Annotated in this window: 14 protein-coding genes; 9 read left to right on the top strand and 5 right to left on the bottom strand. The window is 56.5% G+C overall.

Annotation, left to right across the window (positions count from 1 at the left end; all coding sequences use genetic code 11):
• Positions 1-20 precede the first annotated feature (20 nt).
• Positions 21-944 (top strand): RluA family pseudouridine synthase, encoded by a 924-nt coding sequence (locus G340_RS0110360; protein WP_020073586.1) that lies wholly within the window; start codon positions 21-23, stop codon positions 942-944.
• Positions 945-1,013: 69 nt separating this feature from the next.
• Positions 1,014-1,157, top strand: a complete 144-nt coding sequence (locus tag G340_RS17925) for a hypothetical protein (protein ID WP_020073585.1) — start codon at positions 1,014-1,016, stop codon at positions 1,155-1,157.
• A gap of 23 nt (positions 1,158-1,180) precedes the next feature.
• Here G340_RS17925 and G340_RS0110350 read toward each other — a convergent pair whose 3' ends face one another.
• Genes G340_RS0110350 through G340_RS0110340 form a run of 3 tightly spaced genes read right to left on the bottom strand, consistent with a single transcriptional unit; the run spans position 1,181 to position 4,121 of the window.
• Positions 1,181-2,185, bottom strand: a complete 1,005-nt coding sequence (locus G340_RS0110350) for an ATP-binding cassette domain-containing protein (RefSeq protein ID WP_020073584.1) — start codon at positions 2,183-2,185, stop codon at positions 1,181-1,183.
• Entirely contained in the window at positions 2,182-2,883 is a 702-nt protein-coding gene (locus G340_RS0110345) for a GTP-binding protein (protein WP_020073583.1), read from the bottom strand. The genes G340_RS0110350 and G340_RS0110345 overlap by 4 nt, the downstream gene beginning before the upstream one ends.
• Positions 2,880-4,121, bottom strand: coding sequence for an ABC transporter substrate-binding protein (locus G340_RS0110340; protein WP_027103962.1), 1,242 nt, complete (start codon positions 4,119-4,121; stop codon positions 2,880-2,882). Before G340_RS0110340 ends, G340_RS0110345 begins: the two co-directional genes overlap by 4 nt.
• A 462-nt stretch (positions 4,122-4,583) precedes the next feature.
• Here G340_RS0110340 and G340_RS0110335 point away from each other — a divergent pair, with 462 nt between their 5' ends.
• Complete coding sequence (locus G340_RS0110335) at positions 4,584-5,204, top strand: hypothetical protein (RefSeq protein WP_020073581.1); 621 nt, start codon at positions 4,584-4,586, stop codon at positions 5,202-5,204.
• 60 nt (positions 5,205-5,264) lie between these two features.
• Here the strand turns inward: G340_RS0110335 and G340_RS0110330 are convergent, their stop codons facing one another.
• Both G340_RS0110330 and G340_RS0110325 read right to left on the bottom strand, forming a co-directional pair.
• Complete coding sequence (locus tag G340_RS0110330) at positions 5,265-5,756, bottom strand: hypothetical protein (RefSeq protein WP_020073580.1); 492 nt, start codon at positions 5,754-5,756, stop codon at positions 5,265-5,267.
• An 87-nt stretch (positions 5,757-5,843) separates the two neighbouring features.
• Positions 5,844-6,689 carry a P-loop NTPase gene (locus G340_RS0110325; protein WP_020073579.1) on the bottom strand — a complete coding sequence of 282 codons (846 nt, stop codon included), beginning with the start codon at positions 6,687-6,689 and terminating at the stop codon, positions 5,844-5,846.
• A gap of 421 nt (positions 6,690-7,110) precedes the next feature.
• Between G340_RS0110325 and rpoB the strand changes: the two genes are divergently transcribed.
• From rpoB to tuf, 6 genes are all read left to right on the top strand, one after another.
• Positions 7,111-10,833 (top strand): DNA-directed RNA polymerase subunit beta, encoded by a 3,723-nt coding sequence (gene rpoB, locus G340_RS0110315; RefSeq protein WP_027103961.1) that lies wholly within the window; start codon positions 7,111-7,113, stop codon positions 10,831-10,833.
• Between the two features lie 14 nt (positions 10,834-10,847).
• Positions 10,848-14,393: a DNA-directed RNA polymerase subunit beta' gene (gene rpoC / locus G340_RS0110310; RefSeq protein ID WP_020073576.1), complete on the top strand. Its 3,546-nt coding sequence runs from the start codon at positions 10,848-10,850 to the stop codon at positions 14,391-14,393.
• Between the two features lie 295 nt (positions 14,394-14,688).
• The gene (rpsL, locus tag G340_RS0110305; protein WP_009060375.1) at positions 14,689-15,120 is read left to right on the top strand and encodes a 30S ribosomal protein S12; all 432 of its coding nucleotides are present in this window, start codon (positions 14,689-14,691) and stop codon (positions 15,118-15,120) included.
• Positions 15,121-15,265: 145 nt separating this feature from the next.
• Complete coding sequence (gene rpsG / locus G340_RS0110300; protein ID WP_009060427.1) at positions 15,266-15,736, top strand: 30S ribosomal protein S7; 471 nt, start codon at positions 15,266-15,268, stop codon at positions 15,734-15,736.
• Positions 15,737-15,812: 76 nt separating this feature from the next.
• On the top strand, positions 15,813-17,894 hold the full coding sequence (fusA, locus tag G340_RS0110295) for an elongation factor G (protein ID WP_020073575.1): 2,082 nt from the start codon (positions 15,813-15,815) through the stop codon (positions 17,892-17,894).
• Between the two features lie 99 nt (positions 17,895-17,993).
• On the top strand, positions 17,994-19,199 hold the full coding sequence (gene tuf, locus G340_RS0110290; RefSeq protein ID WP_020073574.1) for an elongation factor Tu: 1,206 nt from the start codon (positions 17,994-17,996) through the stop codon (positions 19,197-19,199).
• Positions 19,200-19,323: the final 124 nt, after the last annotated feature.

Genomic DNA, 19,323 nt, shown 5'->3' with positions numbered 1-19,323 from the left:
TTTAGAAAGAAGGGGACACCATGATAAAAAAAGAAAAGTCCCGAGGGAAGAATCCGCATGCGCCGGTGATTTTACAGGCGAATGAGCCCGGGCTTCTGATCGATTTTCTGCGCGGTCATCTGCGGGGGAAATCGCGAAACAACATCAAATCGCTGCTGGCCCGCGGCGCAGTGCTGGTGGAGGGCCGGGTGGCGACCCGCCACGATTACCCCCTGCGTGCGGGGCAGTCCGTACAGGTTCGCTGGGCGCCGCAGGCCCCTGCCGCCGGGGGCCGCGTGCTGGAGATTCTGTATGAGGACGACGAGCTTTTGGTCATCAATAAGCCCGCCGGCCTGCTCTCGATTGCCAATGAGAAGGAAAAGGAGCGCACCGCGTATCACCAGATGACGGAACACGTGCGCCAGAGCGACCCGAACGCTCGGATTTTCATTGTGCATCGGCTCGACAGAGACACCTCCGGCGTGCTGCTGGCCGCAAAAACAGCGGAGATGAAATACGCTTTGCAGGACCAGTGGGGAACGCTCGTGAAAACCAGAGCGTATACCGCCGTGGTGGAGGGGTGTCCGCAGCCTCTGAGCGGTCAGATTCACACCTGGCTGTATGAAACAAAGAACACGATGGTCTTTTCCGGCGAGCAGGGCGAAGAGGGTCTGGAGGCCATTACAGACTACAAGGTGATCGGCGTGGCGCCGGAGTATTCGCTGGTGGACATCCGCCTGCAAACCGGCCGGAAGAACCAGATTCGCGTGCACATGAAAGAAAAGGGCTGCCCTGTTGTGGGGGACAAAAAGTACGGGGCGAAAAGCAATCCCTTTAAACGGCTTGGCCTGCATGCCGGCGTGCTGGAGCTGCGCCACCCCGAAACGGGGAAGCTTTTGCGCTTTGAGGCCAAGGTGCCCGCCGTGTTTTTATCAATCTCGTTCCAGCGTACCAATATCAAGTAAAGAGAACACTTTGGTTTTCTTAAAATATCGGCACAATCAAAAAGCGCGTGGAGAAATCCGCGCGCTTTCGTGATTTTATATGCGGCAAATGCTCAAACGGGATCGTTTGAAGGCGCGGGCATCGCCGGCGGGCTTGCCGCCGTTTATCCTCCATCGCACCGGGAAGGTGCGATGCGGGAACCGCAATTTGAAAACCGCACGCTTTTCAAGTGAATGGACGATACGTTGATCCCCGGCTATTTCAAGTCCTCCACAGAGAGGGTCTGGCCGTCCCGCAGCTTGTGGCGGGCGCCCTGAATCATCGCGTCCATCTGCTCCAGCTCCTTTAAAAGCCGGCGCTCCTGTTCAGTGGTGGAAAGCACCTTGTGGATTCCGCCGCCCCGGATCACGATCCGCCGGTCGGCAATCAGCGCAAGGAGCGGGTCGTGGGTGGCCATCAGCACGATTTTATCCTCCGCCACGAGCAGCTTCAGCGCCTTCTTGCGGTCGATGCCAGCGTTTTCGATCTCGTCGATCAGAACGATCGGCGAGGTGCTCAAAATGGCGGTGTCGGCAATCATCAGCGCGCGGGACTGCCCGCCGCTCAGGCTGGTGACGGGAGTATCCATGCGGAACTGCTCCCCGGCAAGATGGTTCGCCTCCTCAATAATGCGGGCGATCACCGTGTCGGCGTTGTCGCACAGGCGGCTCTGGGCGTGCAGCTCCAGAAACTCCCGCACCGTCAGATCCATGACGAAGTTCATATTCTGCGAAAGCTGGGCCACGAGCTTGTTACCGGAGGAAAAGCGCCATTTGTTGTCCGGCTTTTCTCCGTTGATGAGAATGCTGCGCCCGGTTGGGGTATCGCCCTGCGCGACCCATTCAATGTCCGCCAGCAGGCGGCTTTTGCCGGAGCCGGTCGGCCCCACAATCGAGATGATCTGCGAGCTGCTCACCGTCAGGCTCTCAAAGCCTTCCGGTACGCCGGTTTTGTCGTGCCCCGGCAGAATCGTCAGCGAGTGGACGAGCGAAGAACGGTCCAGCCCCAGAAAATCATTCATCTGCTGAATAAACGCCGGCAGGTCGGCCCGCAGGCGCTCCTTGTCGATCGCAAGATCCTCCAGCTCCGCAGGGGAAAAGTGCTCTAAAAACAGGGGGAAGGTCATCGATTCGTATCCGGTCACATCCAGCTCGTTCAGCGCAAAGTAATCGGATACAAACGGGAATTCCGTCAAAAGCTGCGCAATGGTTTTTTCGTTCATGCCGGGTCCTCCCCAAGATCTATTTTTTTGATGTTCCCCAGCTGGTAATTCTCGCCGATTCTGGTTTCACCCAGGCAATACGAGCACAGGGCCGCCGGCATGGGGAAGCGAAGCTGCACGCCCTGTACCGAATCCACGCGTTTGGATTCGTCATATATGAGCGTTCCCAGCTCGTAGGCGCCCTGGCCGGTGAGACCGTTGACGTGCATCACGACGGCGCGGGGATTGACCGAGCTGACGCGCGAGGCAAACACCTCGCGCTCCGCCTGCGACACAATGTCGCCCTTGGTGATGACGACAATGTCGGCGGATTTGAGCAGCGGGCCGATTTTTTTGGGGGTGTTGATGCCCGAAAGGTTGTCGATCACACAGACGCCCTTGATGTTTTTCAGGTAAGGGGAGCAGCGGTTGCACAGCCCGGCGGATTCGCTGATGAGCAGGTCGAGACCGATGCGGTTGCCCCACCGCACGATTTCTTCAATGTTCGAGGCGAAAAAGTGGTCGGGGCAAAGTGCGCCGGACAGACCCTTTTTCACGGGGACGCCAGCCTTTTCATAGGCGACGTCGTCGTCGGTATACAGGCAGTCGAACTTGACGACGCCCACCTTGATGCCGCGGTTTTGAAGCGCGGCAATGGTTTTCAGAATCACAGAGGTTTTGCCCGAGGAGGGAGGGCCGGAAAAAATCGTGAGGTTCATAACTGCTCCCTTCCGGCGGCAGCGAAAAAGTCACGTTCTGTTTCGCGGATCAGCGCGCCGATATCATTCTCGTGGATGTAGTCCCAGCCCAACCACAAAAAGTGCTGGTCGGGACGCAGGCCGTTGTCCACCAGCGGGTTGGTCGAGGGGAATTTGCCGTTCAGTGCCATCAGCTCGCCCACCCCCTTGGAGAACAGGAAATCCACAAACGGCTTTACCTTCTCTCTGGCGCTGCCCTTTGTCAGCAGAAAAATGGGGCTGATGATCGCGCCCTCCTTCGGCCAAACCGGCACAAGCGGGCTTTGTGCGTCGAGCATCTGCGTGAAAAAGTAGGGGGTGATCGAAACGGCCGGGGCCTGCTGCTGGCGCCCTGATTTGACCATCTGTGCCGGGTGCATGCCGCTGAGCAGGTTGCGTCCGAGCTTTTCAACGCCATCCTTGCCGTAAAAGCGGCGGATGTGCAGCGTCAGCGCGTTGAACATATCCAGATCGCGCACCGGCAGGGAAATGCTGTTCTCGAATTCGGGGCTCAGCAGATCCTCCCATCCGGACGGGAATGGGCGGTCGCCCAGAACGGCGGTGTTCACCATGAACACGCAGGGCACCACGCCGATGATTGTATACTGCCCGAGCGGATCTTTCAAATTGATGCGCTCATTTTCAAAATCGGGATTCAGACGGGCAAGGCCCGAAATATCCTCGAATACGCCCGCTTCCCGGTAGCGGCCCATCAGCTGGCGGTCAAAGAACAGGTCAAAGCCCGCGGAAAGGTACAAATCCGAAAGCTTCCCCGCATCGCCGCCAGCGGCGAGCACGCGCTCCTTTGCGGTATCGAGCCCCATGCTGGCGGCTTTTAGATCGTAGTCCGTGCGTGCGGCCAGCTCGCTGTTTTCTTTCAGCCAGCCTTCCAGGCGTTCCAGCAGCGGAATGCGGATGGGGCAGGGCAGAACGCCCTCCACCCGAATTTCCGCGCCGCTTTCCTTTTTCATCTCAGAAAGTCCGGTGCCGGCGGCATACCGGCCCTGCTCAATCCGTTCCGCCAGCTTCTGCCCGAACAGCTCGGGATTGATTTTTCTGCTCTTGAGAGCGGTTTCGAGCGAGATGGTTTTGCCCATGGTTTTGCGCATCAGGTCGTTTTTCAGCTGCTCAAAACCATGAGAGATCAGCAGCTCCTTTGCTTCCGGGTATTTTTCTGTGATATCGTAAACGGTGTCGGTGAGTTTAAAATAGTCATTCATATTGATACCGTCCTTTCTGTTCGGCTTTTTCGGCGGATTTTTTCTGTTAGTGTTAGTATACCAAAAAGCAAGCGGCTTGTACGTTGTAAAAGCAACGGAAACAAACACAAAATAATTTCGCCGTCCATCTGCCTGATCAGACTGTTTAAAAAAAGATGGCCTCCCGCGCTGCCGCATGCCCGCGGAGCGAATTCTGTGGGGCCCGGCCGCATGGAACGGGAAGGTTTTTGCTTTGCCGCAGTTCCCGTTTTGCCCACCCATCTTCGACAATTTTACACTTTTTATAAGCTGAAAAAACAATATTGTGATTTTTTTAGCGTTGACAGTCCCGCTTCATGGCGATATCATACGGTTAGTGCCACCCTTTCACAGGGTGAGAGGCTCGCTTGGGTTCGCGCAGGCGTTGTCCGCATATTATGAAAATGAGCGCGAAAGCAGGCGAGTTTCAGTGGAGGTGTCGCTATGGTAGTCCATGAATTGCCGTTCCCCATCGTGTGGGAAAACGGCGCACAGGCTGGGTACGGCGGGAACCAGGAATGGTTTTCGCAGGCGTTTCAGCGCACGGCGGGCTGCGCCAGCGTTACAGGCGCTAATCTGGCGGCATATTACGCGCCCCGGGCTGCCGAAAGCCGCGGAATGTATTCCGGGAATACGGAGCGGTTTTCCAAGTCGGAATATCTGCGGGTCATGGAAGAGGTGTACCAGTACATGACGCCGGGGCCGATGGGGTTCCCGGTAGCGGGGCGGTTCGTACAGAAATTTTTGCAGTTTGCAAAGGAGCACGGGAGCGCCTTTCGGGCGCACACAATGTTCCACCGCTGCGGCAGTGAGGAGCGAATGGCCTTTCTCAAACAGGCGATCGCCGGAGAGAATCCGGTTGCTCTTCTGATTCTGAGGCACCGCGCGCCGCAGATGAGGGAGAACAACTGGCATTGGGTGACCATTACCGGCTGGATTGAGGACGCCGGCGGCGAGCGGGTGATCGTGTCGAACTGCGGCGAGCGCGAGGTGTACCCGGCCGAAATGCTGCTTGAAAACCACCGCGGGAATGTTTTGCGGATGGCATGGTTTTCCCGGGGATGACAAGCAAAAATCTCCCTCCCCCGAATGAACGGGGAAGGGAGATTTTTTGACAGATGCGTTTTATTCTTTGTCCGGGCTCCTTTTTCTGTCCACCCGGTCGCGGATGAAGTTCCGCGGAACAATGCTCTCGATCAAAGCGTCCAGTAAAACGGTATCGGTAAAAACAACCATACCGTACACACGCCGGTCTACCCAGTAGTAATACAGGGCGTAACATGCGAAAAACAGGGCGAGGATGAAAACCAGACGGAGCAGAGTCTGAAGGGTGCTTCCGCGCGTGGCTTTGGCGCGGGGCTCCGGTTCGGGCTGCGTGCCGGGGCTGCGGCCCGGCACAAGCGCCTGCTGGATGAAAATGGCCAGAATGATAAACAGATACAGCACCCAGTCCAGCCACGTCGGGTTGTCGTAATTCATCGTTACCCCGCCGGGGCGGAGATACAGGTATCCGTGAAAAGCGAGGAAAAGCAAGGCGATGAAAACGGGACTGACCAAATACCGGGAGACGCGGGAGCTGAATTTGGAATCGGCAGAAGCCTGCCCGCTATTTTTCACGCTGTGCGCACCACCTTTTTCCTATTTTCGCAGCAGAATGCTCCGTGCAAGGGCACGTTCGGAGCCGCGGGCTTTGCGGCCGCCCCCTTATTGCTTTGCGGGCTTTTCCCACCCGGCGATCAGGTCAGCCGTCGGTTCCAGCGCGGCGGCGGGGTAGCCCTCAATGCTGCCGCTGTCGCAGGCCGCGGCCAGAGCCGGGTCGATCGGCAGTTTGCCCAAAACGTTCAGATTGTGCTGCCGCGCGATTTCTTCCACGTGGCTTTCGCCGAACACCGCGATTTTCTTGCCGCAGTCGGGACACTCCACGTAGGACAGGTTTTCGATCAGGCCCAGAATGGGAACGTTCATCATCTCCGCCATCTTCACCGCTTTCGAGACGATCATCGAAACCAGCTCCTGCGGCGAGGTGACCAAAACGATTCCGTCCAGCGGGATCGACTGGAACGCGGTCAGCGCCACGTCGCCGGTTCCCGGCGGCATATCGAGGAACAAAACGTCCACGTCGCCCCACACGACTTCCTTCCAGAACTGCTTGACGACGCCACCGACGATCGGGCCGCGCCACAGCACGGGGTCTGTCGGGTGATCGAGCAGCAGGTTGACGGAAATCAGCTTGATCCCCGTTTCGCTCAGAACGGGAAGAATGCCGTTTTTGTCCGCCAGCGCTTTTTCCGTAACGCCGAACAGCTTGGGGATGGAGGGACCGGTAATGTCTGCGTCCAGTACGCCGCTCACCAGGCCCATCCGGTTCGCGAGTACCGCCAGCATTGCCGTTACCGAAGATTTGCCCACGCCGCCCTTGCCGCTGACGACGCCGATCACCTTTTTGATCCGGCTCAGGCGGTGGGGGGCTTCCAGCAGGCTGGAGGGTTCGGTGCGGCTGGAACAGTTGGCGCTGCAGCTGCCGCAGGAATGGTTGCAGGTTTCGCTCATAGCATTCTCTCCTTTGTTCGTTTTGCGTATTCCTGTTACAGTATACTCCGTTCTGGTCGAAAGTCAACCGCACCGCCGGGGAGCGGCGCGGGCAATAAAAAATCCTTTTCGCGGCGCGAAAAGGATGAAACAGGCATATTTTCATTTCAACAAAATACTAGAATATGATTAACTGAACAGAAATATTCCAATTATCTTTCAGGATATACTTGACAATCGCAATATATTGTAATAAAATAGTATACTGCATCATCATGGAAACGTATACTTTTTTCCTTAACTTTAGGTCTATTCTAACATGCTTTTTGGAAAAAGGCAAGAGCATCTTTTAAAATTTTACAGAAGCGGTGGTGTGCGCCGGCAGTTAAAGTTTGTTTATCCGACAAAGATGGTGAAATATATGAATGGAGTGATTGAGCCAATGGTGAATGTCAAACCGGTACAACTAGGCAAGAATACTCGCATGAGCTTCTCCCGGATTGATGAAGTCCTGGACATGCCGAACTTGATCGAGGTGCAGAAGAATTCCTACCAGTGGTTTTTGGAAGAGGGCCTGAAAGAGGTTTTCCGCGATGTTTCCGGCATCACGGACTATACCGGAAATCTGGTACTGGATTTTGTAAACTACAAACTGGATGACAAGCCCAATTACAGCGTAGAGGAATGCAAGGAACGCGATACCACTTACGCTGCGGCTCTTCGGGTAACAGCCCGCCTGCTGAATAAGGAAACCGGCGAGATCAAGGAATCCGAGGTTTTCATGGGTGACTTCCCGCTGATGACAGACAGCGGTACTTTTGTGATTAACGGTGCGGAGCGCGTCATTGTATCTCAGCTCGTGCGTTCTCCCGGCGTTTACTATAAAATGGATTACGACAAGACCGGCAAGGAGCTGTTCAGCTCCACGGTGATTCCGAACCGCGGCGCCTGGCTGGAGTATGAGAACGATGCGAACGACGTGTTCTACGTGCGCATCGATAAGAACCGCAAAATTCCGATCACGGTGTTTATCCGTGCGCTCGGCCTCTCCACCGACGAGGAGATCCGCGAGTATTTCGGCGAGGACGACCGCATTCTGGCCACCATTGAAAAAGACCCCTGCAAAAACACCGAAGAGGCTCTGTTTGAGGTATACCGCAAGCTGCGCCCCAGTGAGCCGCCCACCATCGAAAGTGCGCAGTCGCACATCAACGGGCTGTTCTTTGACGCGAGACGCTACGACCTTTCCCGCGTGGGCCGCTATAAATATAATAAGAAGCTGAATCTGGCCGGCAGAATTACCGACCAGCAGCTGTCGCGCCCCATCGTCAACCCGCTGACCGGCGAGCTGATGGCCGAGGCCGGCGAGGTGATCTCCCACGACAAGGCGGTGCAGATTGACAACGCCGGCGTGTCCACTGCCTATGTGCAGCAGGGCGAGCGCGAGATCAAGGTCATCTCCAACGGCATGGTCAACGCGAGCGATTTTGTTCCGTTCGACGTGAAGAAGGAGTGCGGCATCAACGAGCGCGTCCGCTTCAGCGTTCTGGTAGAGATTCTGGAAAGCTGCGAGGGCGAGGAGGAGCTCAAGGAGGTTCTGCGCGCCCGCGCCGACGAGCTGGTGCCCAAGCACATTATCATCGACGATATTTTCTCGTCCATCAACTATATGAACTGCCTGGCGATGGGCCTCGGCCACACCGACGACATCGACCATCTGGGCAACCGCCGCATCCGGTCCGTCGGCGAGCTGCTGCAGAACCAGTTCCGCATCGGCTTCTCCCGTCTGGAGCGCGTCATCCGCGAGAGAATGACTTTGCAGGCGCAGGATCTCGAAATTCTGACGCCCCATTCGCTCATCAATATCCGCCCGGTTGTGGCGGCGATCAAGGAATTTTTCGGTTCCTCCCCGCTGTCGCAGTTCATGGATCAGAATAACCCGCTCGCGGAGCTGACGCACAAGCGCCGCCTGTCCTCCCTCGGCCCCGGCGGCTTGTCCCGTGACCGCGCCGGATTCGAGGTTCGCGACGTTCACTACAGCCACTACGGCCGCATGTGCCCGATTGAAACGCCGGAAGGCCCGAACATCGGCCTGATTTCGTACCTCGCGACCTTTGCGCGCATCAACGAGTACGGCTTTATTGAGGCGCCGTTCCGCCGTGTGGATAAGGCGACCGGCTGCGTGACGGAGGAGGTCGAGTATATGACCGCCGACGTAGAGGATGATTACATTGTGGCGCAGGCCAACGAGCCGCTGGATGAGGAAGGCCGCTTTGTGCACCCGAAGATCAACGGCCGTTACCGCGACGAGTTTGTGCAGGTGGAAAGCTCCCGCGCGGACTTTATGGACGTTTCGCCCCGCATGGTGGTTTCCGTCGCGACAGCGATGATCCCGTTCCTCGAGAACGACGATGCCAACCGCGCTCTGATGGGCTCGAACATGCAGCGGCAGGCGGTTCCGCTGCTGAAAACCGAAAGCCCCATCGTCGGCACCGGCATGGAATACAAGGCCGGCGTAGACTCAGGCGTCTGCCTTCTGGCAAAGCGCGCCGGTGTGGTGCGCAGCGTCAGCGCCGATGAAATCCGCATCACCGCGGACAACGGCGAGGTGGACACCTACCGCGTGACCAAGTTTATGCGCTCCAACCAGGGCACCTGTATCAATCAGGTTCCGGTGGTGGACCGCGGCCAGCAGGTGGAGGCCGGCGAGGTCATTGCCGACGGCCCCGCGACCAGCAACGGCGAAATCAGCCTCGGCAAAAACGCTTTGATCGGCTTTATGACCTGGGAGGGCTACAACTACGAGGACGCCGTACTCATCAATGAAAAAATTGTACGCGACGATGTTTACACGTCCATTCATATTGAAGAATATGAGATCGAGGCCCGCGATACAAAGCTCGGGCCGGAGGAGATCACCCGCGACATCCCGAACGTCAACGAGGATCTGCTCAGTGACCTGAACGAAAACGGCATTATCCGCGTCGGCGCGGAGGTTCGCGCCGGTGATATTCTGGTCGGTAAGGTAACGCCCAAGGGCGAAACCGAGCTGACGGCGGAGGAACGCCTGCTGCGCGCCATCTTCGGCGAAAAGGCCCGCGAGGTGCGCGACACCTCTCTGCGTGTGCCCCATGGCGAATACGGCATTGTGGTGGACGTAAAGGTGTTCACCCGCGAGAACAGCCACGACGAGCTGAGCCCCGGCGTCAACAAGGTGGTTCGCTGCTATATTGCCCAGAAGAGAAAAATTTCGGTCGGCGATAAGATGGCGGGCCGCCACGGAAATAAGGGCGTTGTGTCCCGCATTCTGCCGGAAGAGGATATGCCCTTCCTGCCCGACGGGCGCCCGCTCGACATCGTGCTGAATCCCCTGGGTGTTCCGTCCCGTATGAACATCGGCCAGGTGCTCGAGGTTCATCTGGGCCGCGCGGCCAAGGCGCTCGGCTGGAAGATCATGACCCCTGTATTCGACGGCGCGCATGAGGACGATATCCGCGAATGCTTCAAAGCCGCCGGCATGAGGGAAGACGGCAAGGTGGAGCTGCGCGACGGCCGCACCGGCGAGCTGTTCGACAACCCCGTTACCGTAGGCTATATGTATTACCTCAAGCTCCATCATCTGGTTGATGATAAGATCCATGCCCGTTCCACCGGCCCGTACTCGCTCGTTACCCAGCAGCCGCTGGGCGGCAAGGCGCAGTTCGGCGGCCAGCGCTTCGGTGAGATGGAGGTTTGGGCGCTCGAGGCTTACGGCGCCGCTTATACCCTGCAGGAAATCCTGACCGTCAAGTCCGACGACGTGGTCGGCCGCGTTAAAACGTACGAGGCCATCGTCAAGGGCCAGAACATTCCGAAGCCCGGCGTGCCGGAGTCCTTCAAGGTTCTGATCAAGGAGCTGCAGTCGCTGGCTCTGGACGTAAAAGTGCTTGACTCCAACAACGAAGAGGTCGACCTCCAGGTAAACTACGACGACGATGTCGGGTTTACTCCGTCCGGCGAAACGTTTGATGAGCCGACGGTTTCCACACAGGATAACTTTGACGGATATACGATGGAAGATCCCGACCTGGACGATTCCTATGAGGAGGAGCCTGATCTGTTCTCGGACGAAGAAGATGAGGAGGATCCTTTCGACAGCGATTCTGACACCGAAGATATGGAATAACAGGGGGTTGCAATATGGAATTTAACGTTTTTGAATCAATGAAGATCGGCCTGGCTTCTCCGGATACCATCCGCGCATGGTCGCACGGCGAGGTAAAAAAGCCCGAAACGATCAACTACCGCACCCTGAAACCCGAACGCGACGGACTGTTCTGCGAAAGAATCTTTGGGCCGCAGAAGGACTGGGAGTGCCACTGCGGAAAATACAAAAGAATTCGTTACAAGGGTAAAATCTGCGAACGCTGCGGTGTTGAAGTGACCACCGCAAAGGTTCGCCGCGAGCGCATGGGCCACATTGAGCTGGCCGCGCCCGTCTCCCACATCTGGTACTTCAAGGGCATTCCGTCCCGCATGGGCCTGATTCTCGACATCTCGCCCCGCATGCTGGAGAAGGTGCTGTACTTTGCCCTGTATATCGTCACCGACCCGGGCAATGTGCGCGAACTGCAGAAAAAGCAGATGCTCAACGAAAAAGAATACCGCGATATGCGCGAAAAATATGAGGACGATTTCAAAGCCGGCATGGGCGCCGAAGCGATTCAGGCTCTGCTTGCCGAAATCGACCTCGATAAGGAGTCTGAGGAGCTCAAGACGGAGCTGGAGAATTCCTCCGGCCAAAAGCGTGTGAGAATCCTGAAAAGGCTCGAGGTTGTCGAGGCGTTCCGCCTTTCCGGCAACCGCCCCGAATGGATGATTATGGATGCCGTTCCGGTGATTCCGCCGGATCTGCGCCCGATGGTACAGCTCGACGGCGGCCGCTTTGCGACCTCCGATTTGAACGACCTGTACCGCCGCGTGATCAACCGAAACAACCGACTGAAAAGATTGCTGGAGCTCGGCGCGCCGGACATTATCGTGCGCAATGAAAAGCGTATGCTGCAGGAGGCGGTCGACGCCCTGATCGACAACGGCCGCCGCGGCCGCCCCGTTACCGGCCCGAACAACCGCCCGCTGAAATCCCTTTCCGACATGCTCAAGGGCAAGCAGGGCCGTTTCCGCCAGAACCTGCTCGGCAAGCGCGTCGATTATTCCGGCCGTTCCGTTATCGTCGTCGGCCCCGAGCTGAAAATGTACCAGTGCGGCCTGCCGAAGGAAATGGCGCTGGAGCTGTTCAAGCCCTTTGTGATGAAGCGCCTGGTCGAAACCGGACTCGCGGGCAACATCAAGGCGGCGAGAAAGGCCGTGGAGCGCGCAAAGCCCGAGGTTTGGGACGCGCTGGAAATCGTGATCAAGAACCACCCGGTTCTGCTCAACCGCGCGCCTACGCTGCACCGCCTGGGCATTCAGGCCTTTGAGCCGGTTCTCGTTGAGGGCCGCGCGCTGAAGCTGCACCCGCTGGTCTGCACCGCGTACAACGCCGACTTCGACGGCGACCAGATGGCCGTTCACGTGCCGCTTTCCGCAGAGGCGCAGGCCGAGGCGCGCTTCCTGATGCTGGCCGCCGGCAACCTGCTCAAGCCCTCCGACGGGCGCCCGGTCACCGTCCCCACGCAGGACATGGTCCTGGGCTCCTATTACCTGACGCTGGATAAAGACGGCGAGCAGGGCGAGGGCAAAATCTTCCGCGATGTGGATGAAGCCCTGATGGCCTACGACACCGGAGTGGTTCAGCTGCACGCCAAAATCAAGGTGCGCCGCACGCTCGAAATCAACGGCGAGAAGGTCACCGGCCTGGTGGATACCACCGTGGGCCGCATCATCTTCAACCGCCCCATCCCGCAGGATCTGGGCTATGTGGATCGCTCCCTCCCGGAAAATCGCCTGAAGTTTGAAATTGATTTCCTTGTGGGCAAAAAGCAGCTCGGCAAGATTATCGACCGCTGCATCCGCGTGCACGGAACCTCCAAAACGGCCGAGGTGCTCGACAGCATCAAGTCGCAGGGCTACAAATACTCCACCAAGAGCGCCATTACCGTCGCCGTCAGCGACGCGACGATTCCGGAGGAGAAAAAGACTCTGATCAAAGAGGCCGATCACCAGATCGATATGGTCACGGATGAGTACAGAAACGGTCTGCTCTCCGAGTCGGAGCGCTATAACGCCGTTCTCAAAATCTGGGAAAAGACGACGGGCGAAGTGACCAATGCGCTGCAGCACGCGCTGGACCGCTACAACCCCATCTTCATGATGGCGGACTCCGGCGCCCGTGGTTCGATGAGCCAGATTCGTCAGCTCGCCGGCATGCGCGGCCTGATCGCCAACACCTCGGGCCGTACGATCGAAATCCCCATCAAGGCCAACTACCGTGAAGGCCTGAATGTTCTGGAATACTTCATTTCCTCCCGCGGCGCCCGAAAGGGCCTGGCCGATACCGCGCTGAGAACGGCGGACTCCGGTTACCTGACCCGCCGCCTGGTCGACGTTTCGCAGGAGGTCATCATCCGTGAGGACGACTGCGGCACCACCGAAGGCCTCGAGGTGTTTGATATCCGCGAGGGCAAGGAATCCATTGAGCCGCTCACCGAGCGCTTGCAGGGCCGTTATCTGGTCGAGGATTTTGTCGATTCCGAAACCGGTGAAGTGCTGGTTTCCAAAGACAAGCTGATGGATGAGCAGGATGCCGAGCGAATCGTTTCCAAGGGCACCACGCACATCAAGATCCGTTCCATCCTCAACTGCCGCGCAAGACACGGCATCTGCAAGAAGTGCTACGGCGCCAACCTTGCGAACGGCCAGCCGGTCGATGTCGGCGAGGCTGTGGGCATCATTGCGGCGCAGTCCATCGGCGAGCCCGGTACGCAGCTGACCATGAGAACCTTCCACACCGGCGGTGTTGCCAGTGCCGAGGATATCACGCAGGGTCTGCCGCGTGTTGAGGAGCTCTTTGAGGGCAGAAAGCCGAAGCATCTGGCCATCATCAGTGAGATCGCGGGTGAGGTTTCCTTTGAGGAAATCAAGAAAAACCGCCATGTTGTCATTACCAATAAAGAAACCGGCGACCAGAAGTCGTATCTTGTTCCGTTCGGCTCTCGCATCAGCGTGAAAGAGGGTCAGGAGATCAAGGCCGGCACAAGGCTGACCGAAGGCTCCGTCAATCCGCACGACGTGCTCGCCATCAGCGGCCCGCAGGCGGTGCAGGACTACTTGATTCAGGAAGTGCAGCGCGTTTACCGGATGCAGGGCGTTGATATCAACGATAAGCACATTGAGGTTATCGTTCGCCAGATGATGAAGAAGGTTCGCATTGAAGAGGCGGGCGACACCAACCTGCTGCCCAGCGCGCTGGTGGATAAGAGTGACCTCGAGGCGGAGAACGAGGCGGTTCAAAAGCGCATTGACGCCGGTGAAGCCGACCTGCAGCTCGCCACCTTTACCCCCATGCTGCTCGGTATTACGAAGGCCTCTTTGGCTACCGATTCGTTCCTGTCCGCCGCCTCCTTCCAGGAGACCACCCGCGTTTTGACCGACGCCGCCATCAAGGGCAAGGTCGATCCGCTGTTGGGCCTGAAGGAGAACGTGTGTATCGGTAAGCTGATCCCCGCCGGTACCGGCATGAAGTGCTACAGCGATGTTGAGATCAAGTGCGAAAACCAGGTATTGACAAACGATGCGGTATCGTGATAGAATAACCAATTGTGATGATTTGTGAAAAGAACAGCGAAAATCCTGCTCAAAGCATGGTAAAAAAGAGCAGGATTCCGCTGTGTTCTTGTGGAATTTTTACAAATTGCGGCATGGTATTTCTCGGTTTCTTCCAACGCTTTTGCGCAGAAAAACAGAGAATTCCGCAGTCGCCTTGTAAAAATTTTGCTTCTTTGCGTCCCGCAAAGACAAGCCGTCTGTTTTTGTATCAATTCGGTTAATACGGGAAGTATATTCCTGTTTAACATATTAAATTTCAGTGAGGAGGTGTCATATGCCCACGTTTAACCAGCTGGTCCACAAGGGCAGAGAAGTCAGCGAAAGAAAGGCCAAGGCCCCGGCGCTTCTGAAAGGTTGGAACTCCAAGAAACGGATCGCTATCGATCAGGATTCCCCCCAAAAGCGCGGCGTTTGTACTTCTGTCAAGACCGCTACCCCGAAAAAGCCTAACTCGGCTCTCAGAAAGATCGCCAGAGTGCGTCTGTCGAACGGCATTGAAGTCAGCGCTTATATTCCGGGTGTCGGCCACAATCTGCAGGAACACAGTGTTGTAATGATCCGCGGCGGTCGTGTAAAGGACCTGCCTGGCGTGCGTTACCACATTATTCGCGGAACTCTGGATGCCCAGGGTGTTGCGAAGCGCATGCAGGCCCGTTCCAAGTACGGTGCGAAGCGTCCGAAGCCCGGCGCTGCGAAAAAGGGCTAAAAACCGAATATGACAGAAACCTTACGGCTGCGTGCGTATGCACAGTTGCGGCGTTTTTATAAATAGATAAGAGCGTCTCTTCGGCCCACGGGAGTTTGTCCTTTCGAGTACCTATGATATCATTTATGTGAAGGAGGGAAGTAAAGTGCCAAGAAGAGGCTCTATTGCGAAACGTGATGTTTTGCCCGATCCGCTTTACAAATCCAAGCTTGTCACCAGACTGATCAACAATATTATGCTGGACGGTAAAAAGGGAGTTTCCCAAAAGATCGTTTACGGCGCGTTTGATATTGTCAGTGAAAAAACAGGAAAAGACCCGCTCGAGATGTTCGAGCAGGCAATGGAAAACGTAATGCCCGCTTTGGAGGTAAAAGCCCGCCGCGTAGGCGGCGCGACCTACCAGGTTCCTATGGAGGTTCGCCCCGAAAGAAGGCAGACGCTGGGTCTGCGTTGGATCACCCGTTATTCCAGACTGAGATCTGAAAAGACCATGAAAGAAAGACTTGCCGGAGAAATCCTTGATGCGATTAATGGTGCCGGTGGCGCTGCCAAGAAGCGTGATGACACGCATAAGATGGCGGAGGCCAACAGGGCGTTTGCTCATTACAGGTGGTAATTTTCCGGCGCTGACCGAAAGATTTTCCGTGTTGGCATAATGAGCGGATACATTTTTCAGAATTAAGGAGGAAACTATGCCGAGGCAGGTATCGCTTCAAATGACAAGAAATATCGGCATCATGGCCCATATCGATGCCGGTAAAACAACAACGACAGAACGCATTCTGTATTATACGGGCGTTAATTATAAGATTGGTGAAGTCCATGAAGGCGCCGCAACAATGGACTGGATGGCGCAGGAGCAGGAGAGAGGAATTACCATTACCTCCGCTGCTACCACCTGCTTTTGGAAGGGGCATAGGATCAACATTATTGATACTCCCGGCCACGTTGACTTTACCGTAGAGGTAGAGCGCTCTCTGCGCGTGCTGGACGGTTCCGTTACCGTTTTCTGCGCGAAGGGCGGAGTGGAGCCTCAGTCCGAAACCGTATGGCGTCAGGCTGAGGAATATAAGGTTCCCCGTATGGCCTACGTCAATAAAATGGACATCATGGGCGCCGATTTCTACCGCGTGGTACAGATGATGAAAGACCGCCTCAAGTGCAACGCGGTTCCCATCCAGCTGCCGATCGGCAGTGAGGATACCTTCCGCGGGATCGTCGACCTGGTAAACATGAAAGCCTATGTTTATTACGACGATCTGGGCAAGGATATCCGCGAGGAGGAAATCCCCGAGGATCTCAAAGAGCTGGCGGAAAAATACCACACCGAGATGGTCGAGCATGTGGCGGAGCAGGACGACGCCCTGTTTGAGAAGTACCTCAACGGGGAAGCTCTGACAGAGGCTGAAATCCGCGACTGCATCCGCAAGGCGACCATCGCGAACCACATGGTTCCGGTTACCTGCGGCACATCCTACAAAAACAAGGGCGTACAGAAGCTGCTCGACGCGATTGTGGATTACATGCCCGCTCCGACGGACATTGAGTCCATCAAGGGCGTCAATCCGGAAACCGACGAGCCCGAGGTTCGCCATTCTTCCGATGAAGAGCCTTTCTCCGCTCTGGCGTTCAAAATCGCCACCGACCCCTTTGTCGGCAAGCTGTGCTTCTTCCGCGTGTACTCCGGTACGCTTTCCGCGGGCTCCACGGTTTACAACTCCACAAAGGACAACAACGAGCGCATCGGCCGTATTCTGCAGATGCATGCGAATCACCGCCAGGATCTCGAAACCGTGTATGCGGGCGATATCGCCGCGGCGGTCGGCCTGAAGAACACCATCACCGGCGATACCCTGTGCGATGAGCGCCACCCGGTTATCCTCGAGTCCATGGAGTTCCCGGAGCCTGTTATCCGCGTGGCGATCGAGCCGAAAACAAAGGCCGGCCAGGAGAAGATGGGCATTGCTCTCGCGAAGCTCGCGGAAGAGGACCCCACCTTCAAGGCTTATACCGACGAAGAGACGGGTCAAACCATCATCGCCGGCATGGGCGAGCTTCACCTCGAAATCATCGTAGACCGTTTGCTGCGTGAATTCAAGGTGGAGGCGAACGTCGGTAAGCCCCAGGTTTCCTACAAAGAAACCATCCGCAGAAATGCTGAGGCAGACACCAAGTATGCGAGACAGTCCGGCGGTAAAGGCCAGTACGGTCACGTTAAGATCCGCATTGAGCCGAACCCGGGCAAGGGCTACGAGTTTGTCAACGCCGTTGTCGGCGGCGCGATCCCCAAGGAATATATTCCCGCTGTTGATCAGGGAATTCAGGGCGCAATGCTGACCGGTATTCTGGCGGGCTACAACGTGGTTGACGTAAAGGTTACACTGTATGACGGCTCCTATCATGAGGTCGACTCCTCCGAAATGGCCTTTAAGATCGCCGGCTCCATGGCGTTCAAAGAGGCGATGAGAAAGGCCGACCCGGTTCTGATGGAACCCATTATGAAGGTGGTCGTTACTGTTCCGGACGAGTACATGGGCGACGTGATCGGCGACCTGAACTCCCGCCGCGGAATGATTTTGGGTATGGACGCCGTTTCCGGCGCACAGCAGATCAATGCCGAGGTTCCGCTCTCCGAAATGTTCGGTTATGCAACTGACATGCGCTCTAAAACACAGGGCCGCGGCCAGTATGTAATGGAACCCGCGCACTACTCTGAAGTGCCGAAATCCGTATCGGAGAGCATCATCTCCGACCGCAGCAAAAAGAACGACTAACAGGCGTAAAAGGCTTGATTTTTCATACCCGACTTGTTAGAATAGGCGTAGTCTGATTATGATGAAATTGATTTATGAAAAATAAAAGGAGGATTTCCAATGGCAAAGGCAAAGTTTGAAAGAAACAAACCGCACGTAAACATTGGTACCATTGGCCACGTTGACCATGGTAAAACCACATTGACCGCCGCTATCACCAAGGTTCTGAACTTGAACGGCACTTCCGAGTTCGTTGATTACGCGAACATCGATAAGGCCCCCGAAGAGAGAGCGCGTGGTATCACGATCAACACTTCCCACGTTGAGTACCAGACCGCTAACCGCCACTATGCGCACGTTGACTGCCCCGGCCACGCCGACTATGTGAAAAACATGATCACCGGCGCTGCTCAGATGGACGGCGCTATTCTGGTTGTTTCCGCTGCGGACGGCCCCATGCCCCAGACCAGAGAGCACATTCTGCTGTCCCGTCAGGTAGGCGTGCCTTATATCGTAGTGTTCATGAACAAAGCGGATCAGGTTGATGATCCCGAGCTGCTGGATCTGGTTGAAATGGAAATCCGCGATCTGCTCAACGAGTATGAGTTCCCGGGCGATGATACCCCGATCATCCGCGGTTCTGCTCTGCAGGCGTTGGAATCCACCTCCAAAGATGTCAATGCTCCCGAGTACAAGTGCATTCTTGAACTGATGGACGCGGTTGACAGCTTTATCCCCACTCCCGAGCGCAAGGCGGATCAGCCCTTCCTGATGCCCGTTGAAGACGTATTCACCATCACCGGCCGCGGCACCGTTGCTACCGGCAGAGTGGAGCGTGGCCAGCTGAAGACTTCTGAGGAAGTTGAGATCGTCGGCCTGACCGACGAGCGCCGCAAGGTTGTTGTTACCGGTATCGAAATGTTCAGAAAGATTCTGGATTACGCTGAGGCCGGCGATAACGTGGGTGTTCTGCTGCGTGGTATTCAGAGAAATGAAATCGAGCGCGGTCAGGTTCTGGCAAAGCCCGGTACCATTCATCCGCATACCAAGTTCAAGGGCCAGGTTTATATCCTGACCAAAGAAGAAGGCGGCCGTCATACTCCGTTCTTCAACAACTATCGTCCCCAGTTCTATTTCAGAACGACCGACGTTACCGGCGTTATCTCTCTGCCCGAGGGCACCGAGATGTGCATGCCTGGCGATAACGTTGTCATGGATGTTGAGCTGATCACCCCCATCGCGATTGAAGAGGGTCTGCGCTTCGCTATCCGTGAAGGCGGCCGTACTGTTGGCTCCGGCGTTGTTACCGGTGTTGTTACCGCCTGATTTCGGGCTGTGATTTGTCTGATTGCCCCCGGCCGCTTTGGCCGGGGGCTTTTTGCGCCACAAACGCTCCCGCAGGCTGTAAGGATTTTTTCTGTCGAAGGCGGCGCGGAGTATTTTCGCGGAT

The organism is Faecalispora sporosphaeroides DSM 1294, from assembly GCA_000383295.1.
Lineage (GTDB): Bacteria > Bacillota > Clostridia > Oscillospirales > Acutalibacteraceae > Faecalispora > Faecalispora sporosphaeroides.
This window is presented reverse-complemented; position numbering and strand designations above follow the sequence as displayed.

What these genes read in the sequence shown, in the direction of transcription:
- G340_RS0110360 (WP_020073586.1), top strand. Translation starts at nt 21, where the DNA reads ATGATAAAAAAAGAAAAGTCCCGAGGGAAGAATCCGCATGCGCCGGTG.
- G340_RS0110350 (WP_020073584.1), bottom strand. Translation starts at nt 2,185, where the DNA reads ATGAACGAAAAAACCATTGCGCAGCTTTTGACGGAATTCCCGTTTGTA.
- G340_RS0110345 (WP_020073583.1), bottom strand. Translation starts at nt 2,883, where the DNA reads ATGAACCTCACGATTTTTTCCGGCCCTCCCTCCTCGGGCAAAACCTCT.
- G340_RS0110340 (WP_027103962.1), bottom strand. Translation starts at nt 4,121, where the DNA reads ATGAATGACTATTTTAAACTCACCGACACCGTTTACGATATCACAGAA.
- G340_RS0110335 (WP_020073581.1), top strand. Translation starts at nt 4,584, where the DNA reads ATGGTAGTCCATGAATTGCCGTTCCCCATCGTGTGGGAAAACGGCGCA.
- G340_RS0110325 (WP_020073579.1), bottom strand. Translation starts at nt 6,689, where the DNA reads ATGAGCGAAACCTGCAACCATTCCTGCGGCAGCTGCAGCGCCAACTGT.
- rpoB (WP_027103961.1), top strand. Translation starts at nt 7,111, where the DNA reads ATGGTGAATGTCAAACCGGTACAACTAGGCAAGAATACTCGCATGAGC.
- rpoC (WP_020073576.1), top strand. Translation starts at nt 10,848, where the DNA reads ATGGAATTTAACGTTTTTGAATCAATGAAGATCGGCCTGGCTTCTCCG.
- rpsL (WP_009060375.1), top strand. Translation starts at nt 14,689, where the DNA reads ATGCCCACGTTTAACCAGCTGGTCCACAAGGGCAGAGAAGTCAGCGAA.
- fusA (WP_020073575.1), top strand. Translation starts at nt 15,813, where the DNA reads ATGCCGAGGCAGGTATCGCTTCAAATGACAAGAAATATCGGCATCATG.
- tuf (WP_020073574.1), top strand. Translation starts at nt 17,994, where the DNA reads ATGGCAAAGGCAAAGTTTGAAAGAAACAAACCGCACGTAAACATTGGT.